At 63.1% G+C, this 6,853-nt stretch carries 1 protein-coding gene; it reads right to left on the bottom strand.

Annotated features, from left to right (window positions below; all coding sequences use genetic code 11):
* Positions 1-228 precede the first annotated feature (228 nt).
* Positions 229-6,846, bottom strand: coding sequence for a YDG domain-containing protein (locus tag LZ496_RS11990; RefSeq protein WP_249904909.1), 6,618 nt, complete (start codon positions 6,844-6,846; stop codon positions 229-231).
* Between the last annotated feature and the right edge of the window lie 7 nt (positions 6,847-6,853).

Below are 6,853 nucleotides of genomic sequence, written 5' to 3'. Positions count from 1 at the left end.
TATCAATTCGCGACAAGGAAATCGCAGCGTCCACTTTCCACTCATTCCGGTCACTAGCGTCTGAGTACGATCGAGCGTCGCAACCTGGCCGGTAGCGGACGGTCCGTTTATCGCAGCTTTCGACCCATTGTGGTCATTAGGACTTTGGCCAATCTAGCTTCGGCGAGGGGCTGGACCATACTCAATCGTGCCTTGCAGCATTCGCCGAAGGCGTAGGAGACACGGCGGTCAGGGCGCAGTAACTCCTGCGCCCCGATCGCAACCCTGGCCCCTGTCCGCCGATTCACTGCAGTCGAGGTTCCGCTCGTCAACGACGACCAGCGGATCCGCGCGCTTTTCATTGACCTCCGCGAGATAGGTCAGGAGATTTCTCTGCGCATCCTGCATGACCGGGTTGGTCGGGACGGACTTAGCTTCGATCGTTAGCGTATTGCCGACGAAGGTCAGCTCGTAGTTGGCGGTTGCCGCCAGACTTCCCTGGCCAATCGCATAGTCGCCCGGCCCTTCGCCCGGCGCACGGGTCAGGCCTCCGCCAAGCGTGTCGCCCGTGACGAGCGATCCTTGCGTGACCGCATAAGTTAGCGCTGGATCTCCTGACCCTTCTATCTTGGACTGAGCATCGGCCGAAACGGTGATGGCCCGCTTCAAAATGTCCGCGACGACGCTTGCTGGCAGGTTCACCGAATAATTGCCGGCGTCGCTACCCGACAGGGAGGCGCTACCGACGTTTACAATCTTTCCCGTCCCGGCATTCTTGTCGGAAAAGGCGAGGCTTGCTGACCCTGTCACGCTGTCACCGGCGATCACGCCAGTCAGCTGGATGGTGCCCGTGGCGTCGGTGGTCCCGTCATAGGTCTTCGAATTGGCGGTGACGGAGCCGGTAATCGCCTTCTTCAGGATATCGGCAACGACCGCTCCCGGAAGGGTGACCACATAGTTGCCGGCATCGGCGCCGCTGGCTGCAACGTTCGTCACATTGACGGTCTTGCCGGTGCCCGCATTCTTGTCGGCGAAGGCCAGGTTGGCGCTCGCCGCAACCGTATCGCCGGCGACGACGCCCTGCAGCGAGACCGAGCCAGTGGCGGCGGTCGTCCCGTCATAGGTCTTGCTATCCACCGTCACGGTCCCGCCGATCGCTTTCCTTGCGATATCGGCAAGAGCGCTCGACGGTGTTTCGAGCAGGTAATTACCGGCGTCCACGCCGGCGAGCGCGGCGTTGGAAACGGTCACGACCTTGCCGGTCCCGGCATTCTTGTCGGCGAAGGCGAGATCCGCGCTCCCCGTCACGCTGTCTCCCGAGACGGTGCCGGCAAGATTGACGCTTCCGGTGGCAGCGGTGGTGCCGTCATAGGTCTTGTCGTCGGCCACGACGGTCGCCGTGATGGTCTTCCTGAAAATGTCCGCAAGGACCGTTGCCGGGATCGTCACGGAATAATTCCCCGCATCCGAACCGGTAAGCGCGATGCCGCTCACCGTCACGGCCTTGCCGGTCCCGGCATTCTTGTCGGTAAATTCAAAGCTGCCGTCGCTTGCGCCAACCATGTCGCCGCCAATGATTCCAGCCAGGGCCACGCTTCCGGTCGCGGAGGTCGTCCCGTCATAGGTCCTGGAATTGGCGGTGACGGTTGCGGTCAGCACCTTTTGCATGATGTCGGCGAGCACGCTTCCTGGAACGCTCAGCGAATAGTTCGAAGCATCCGTTCCCGTAAGGATGACGCCGCTCACCGTCACGAGCTTGTCCGGCCCGGCATTCTTGTCGGCGAAGCTGAACGTACCGGCGGATGTTCCGACCGTGTCGCCGGAAATGACCCCGCCCAGGGTGACGGAGCCGGTCGCATCAACCGTACCGTCATAGATTTTGTCATCGGCGGTGACGGTCGCGCTGATCGCCTTCTGGAAAATGTCGGCAAGGACGCTCGCAGGGACGGTCAGGGCATAGTTATCGGCATCGGTGCCCGTGAGGGTTACGCCGCTCACCGTCACGGACTTGTCCGTGCCGGCATTTTTGTCGGTGAAGGTGAAGGCCCCGCCGGAGGTGGAGACGCTGTCGCCGGCGACGATACCGGCGAGGCTTACCGTACCGGAGCCGGCATTGGTTCCGTCATAAGTCTTGTCGTTCGCGATCACCGTGGCCGCGATGGATTTTTGAAATATGTCCGCGACCACGCTCGGAGCAAGGCTGAGCGTATAATTGCCGGCGTCCGATCCCGCCAGGGAAGCATTGCTGACGTTGACGGTCTTCCCAGTCCCCGCATTCTTGTCGGCGAAGGCGAAGTCCGCGGCGGCGGTCACATTATCGCCCGCAACGACGCCGCCGAGCGCGACCGATCCCGTCGCATCGATGGTCCCGTCATAGGTCTTGTTGTTCGCGGTAACCGTACCGGTCAGGGCCTTCTGGAGGATCGAAGCCAGGGTCGAAGCCGGCAAGGTGAGGCTGTAATTGCCGGCGTCCGTGCCCGAGAGCGAACCTCCGGAAATCGTCACGACCTTGTTCGAGCCGGCATTCTTGTCGGCGAAGGCAAGGAGGGCCGAGGCGGTGACATTGTCACCACCAACGACGCCGGAGAGGCTGACCGAGCCCGTCGCGGCAGCGGTTCCGTCATAGGTCTTGTCATTGGCGGTAACCGTACCGGTCAGCGCCTTCTGGAAGATCGAGGCGAGCGTCGAGGCCGGCAAGCTGAGGCTGTAATTCCCGGCATCGCTGCCCGAGAGCGAACCTCCGGAAATGGTCACGCTCTTGTCCGAGCCCGCATTCCTGTCCGCAAAGGCGAGAAGCGCGGAAGCGGTGACATCATCGCCCGAAAGGACGCCCGAAAGGCTGACCGAGCCGGTCGCGCTGGTCGTACCGTCGTAGGTCTTGTCATTGGCGCTGACCGTTCCGGTGAGCGCCTTTGGAGTGACGCTAATCTTCCCACTATTGGCGAAGGCCAGGCCATAGCCAGAGGTGGAGACCAAGGTTCCTCCCGTGGCCGTCACCGCATAGGGTCCGCCCGCGACATCGGCATTGGCGGCAAGGCCGGCCGAACTGATCAGCGGCGCTCCGCTGAACGCGGAAGCAAGCGTATCGCCGAGGAAGGCGCCGGCAACGCCGGCATGAAGACCCGCAAGCGTGTAGAGCGAAGCCGTCGAACCGCTAAGGTCCGTGCCATAGACCTTGCTCGCATCCACCGTCGTGACCGTTGCGATCGGCTGGTAGGTGAAGATGTAGCGATTGCCGCTGATGCTTGCCGGATTGTGCGAACCATAGCTCGCGTTCCAGATTGCGGTATTGCCGCTGTCGAGGCCGCCAAAGCTGTTGCTAGCCGGATTGGTGGAATAGACGAGCCAACGGTTCGTCGCAGCGATCGCGCCGGCGCCGCCGGCATTGCTGAAATTGCCTGCGGCGGCGAGTGTTACGTCGACGCCCCTCACCTGTCCGAGCGATCCGATAGAAAGCGATCCGCCGGTCGAGCGGAGGAACGCATTGCCGCCAGCTTGCGCCAGGCGATTGACGGCGATGGAACCTGCGGCTGTGGCGCTAAGGTCGCCAGGCGCTGCTACCGTGTCGGTGATGGTGAGCGCGCCGCCCGAGGAAAGCGTCACCGATCCGCCGGGAGCGATGCCGCCGACGTTGAGATCGCCATTCAAGGTGGTGATCGACAGGTTGCGCACTGCATTGACGTCGGTCAGCGCGCTGATGGTCAGGCCCGAGGTGTCGATGATGGAAAGGTCGCGCGATTCCTTCAGGACCGCGGTTCCGAGGATTCCGCCCGTCCAGTCATCAGCGGTCATCGAGATGTCGGTACCGATAATGGTCTTGCCGGTGCCGCCGCTCATCAGGCCGCCGGCAGTGAGGTTCACGTTCCCCGCCGCCGTGTAAGCATGGGTCGCGGACAGGTTGGCGTTCAATGTCATGTCGCCGCCGGCCCTCAAGGAGAGGTTGCCGACATGGGTATTCCTGACGTCGCCGGCGACGGTCATGTTTCCTGTGGTGGACACATCCAGGTTCTGCGCGACCTGGAGCGCGTTCACCGTCAACTGTCCGCTGTTCGCCAGCGTCAGCGATCCGTAGATCGTGCCGTCCAGCGAATTTACGTCATTGTTGCCGGTCAGAATGGCGCTGGCGATGGTCGATTCCCAGCTACCGCCGAAGATGCTGAGCTGGTTCGCGGTGATGCCCGCAAGCGCCGCCTGGCTAATGTCGCCGGACCTGATGTAGAGACTGACATTGCCCGGGGTGACGATGCTGGACTGGAGCGACATGCCGCCGGAGCTCTGGAGCGAAACCGGGCCGCTCGCGGTGATGCCGTTGACCGTCCCGACCGTTCCGATCGTCAGGGCGCTATTGTTGTTGAAGTCGACGGCGCCGGTGTCGGCCGAGACCGCGAGCGTTCCCACCCGGTTGTTGATCCCCGCGAACGTGACCTGCCCGGCGTCGACCGCGAGCTGGTCGATATCCTGGATCGACCCGCTGAACGTCGCTGCCCCGCTGCCGGTGGTAAACGCCCGAAGGGTAACATCGTCCGCGATCGAAACGGCAAGGACCGAGCTGCCGAAATTGAGGCTGGAGCCCTGCACCAAATGATTGCCTGCCGTCAGTCGGAGCGGGCTGGCGAAGGTCACCGCTCCCGTTGCGAGCACGTCCCCGCTGATCGTCGCCGTGCCGTTGAAGCCGACATTGGTGAAGGTCGTGCCCGCCGATCCGATGGTGGAAGCGGTGATCGCTCCGCCCGTCAGGCTGAGGTTGACCGGACTTCCACCGCCAATGATCGCGGAGCCGGTCAGAACCAGGTTTCCGCCCGCCGTGAGGGCGATCGATCCGGCCGGTGAACTTACCACCCGGGTCTGGCCGCCGATGGTGAGATTGTTCGACACGGAAACGTTGTTGGATACGTAGGCCGTGCCCGTCGTCGTCAGGTTCGCGAGGCTGTTGTTGACCGCGCCGACGATCTCGATGTTCCGCACCGACAGCGAATCCGCCCCCGCGAGGCCGTCGCCGCTAATAGTCCCCTCGAACCGGGACGTGCCGTTGATCCTTGAGTCCATGGTGACGTTGCCGCCGATGATCACGGGGGCATGGAAGTAGGACTGGCCGGTGATCGAGGTGCCGGTCAAGGCGATCGACGAAGCGGTGAACTCCATGATCTTCTGGGTGCCCGCGGTGAGCGAGACCGCGCCCGCCGACAGGACTCCGGGCGTCGTAAGCAGGATCCAACCGTCGGTGACGGAGAGGTTCCCGGTGATCGCCAGCCCGCCGCCCGCGTCCTTGATGCGGATGTCGCGGAACGTCGAAATGGGACCGAGGTTGGTGATCTGGTTCGATGCGCCGTCGAGCGTGAACTGGACGCCCGAACCCTGCAGCGTGTTGGTGGTGATCACCCCCGCGGCGTTTTGTGTCGGGCTTCCAGTGAACATCACGTAGCGCCCGGCGCCGGTGCCCGTCGTGACCGGGGCATTCAATATGATGTTCCCACTGTTGCTGCCGAGCTCGATGTTCCCGTTGGTAGCGGCGATCGCGCCATTGATCGTGAGATCACCGCCGACGGTCGTGATTCGAAGGTCATCGGGAGCCGTCTTGCCGCCGATCGTCAGCCCGAATGCGGTGTCGGTGATGTTGAAATCTCCGACCCCTGCCCCGCCCGTGAACGTCGGGGCGAATACGCCGGTGCCGGTCCAGTCGTCGGCGACGATCGTATAGTCGCCTTTGGTCGAGACGCTGGTGTTGACCGTCATCAAGTCGCCCGCTTCGAGCCGAGCGCTACCCTGGGCGACCGCGACCGTCTGGTTCGTCGTAAGGTCGTCGGCGGCACGGACATCGAGATTGCCCGCCGACACGTTCAATGCGCCGATGGTCACATCGCCCTGGCCCGTCGCGGCGCCGAGCGGCTGGACGGCTCCGCCGGAAACGAGCGTAGTGGGGACGGTCACATCCCCGGCCGCATGGAGGACGACGTCGCCCTCGACGAACTCGACCCGATCGGCCGAGGTACCGCCAAGCAGGATCGAACCGAGCGCGGCGCCGCCGCTTCCGGCCGACATGATGAGTGTCTTTCCGCCCGACGCCGCCGAGTCAGCGTTGAACGAGGCGCTCGAGGTGACGTTGACTGCGGTAACCTGGTCGGAACCCTGGTTGATCGTGACCGCGAGGTAAGTGCCGAGGTTTGAATCGAACAGGATCTGCGCGTTGCGCGCGCCGATAAGTCCGATGTTGGTCGATGCGTCCGCATTACCGGAGAAATTGATGCCGGGCGCGACCATCGTGATCGCACCATTGCGCGCATTGAGCTGGCCCACGGCGCCCGCGTCTGCATTGACGGTGATCGCTCCGCCAACGCCCGAGAAATTGAAGCTGTTGTCATCGAAGAAGTCTGCATCGGTGAGGCCGAGAGTACTCAGCAGCAGGCCGCCGACGTTGACGGTTGCATTGCCACCGACGGCGATCCCTGTCGGATCGATGAACCAGACGTTGCCGCCATAGGTCCCGCCTACTGCACCGAGGTAACTGGAGAGCGCGCCATTGATCTGGGTTCCGGTGCCCCCATTCACTCGATTGAGCACGATGTCAGTATTGGAATTGAAGACATAATTCAGCGAATCTTCGGCGCTGAGATTGAAGCTGTCCCAGTTGAGAATCGTGCGGCTGTTGCCGAGCGTAATGGTCGTTGTGTCCGCACCGGCGCCGTTGGCGGTCGCGCCGGTCACGACGGTGGATCCGCTGCCGCCGTTCACGTTCGTGCTGATCGTTCCGGCGTTGGTGTTGGCGAATTGCGCATTGGCCGGCGTTGCGAGGCCGAGGGCCAGGGCCAGCGGGGCGGCGTTTAGGAGGAACTTCGCAGCGATACGCGACTGGTTGCGAATGGTGGCCATGATCATG

Source organism: Sphingomonas caseinilytica (genome assembly GCF_023516455.1).
Lineage (GTDB): Bacteria > Pseudomonadota > Alphaproteobacteria > Sphingomonadales > Sphingomonadaceae > Sphingomicrobium > Sphingomicrobium caseinilyticum.
This window is presented reverse-complemented; position numbering and strand designations above follow the sequence as displayed.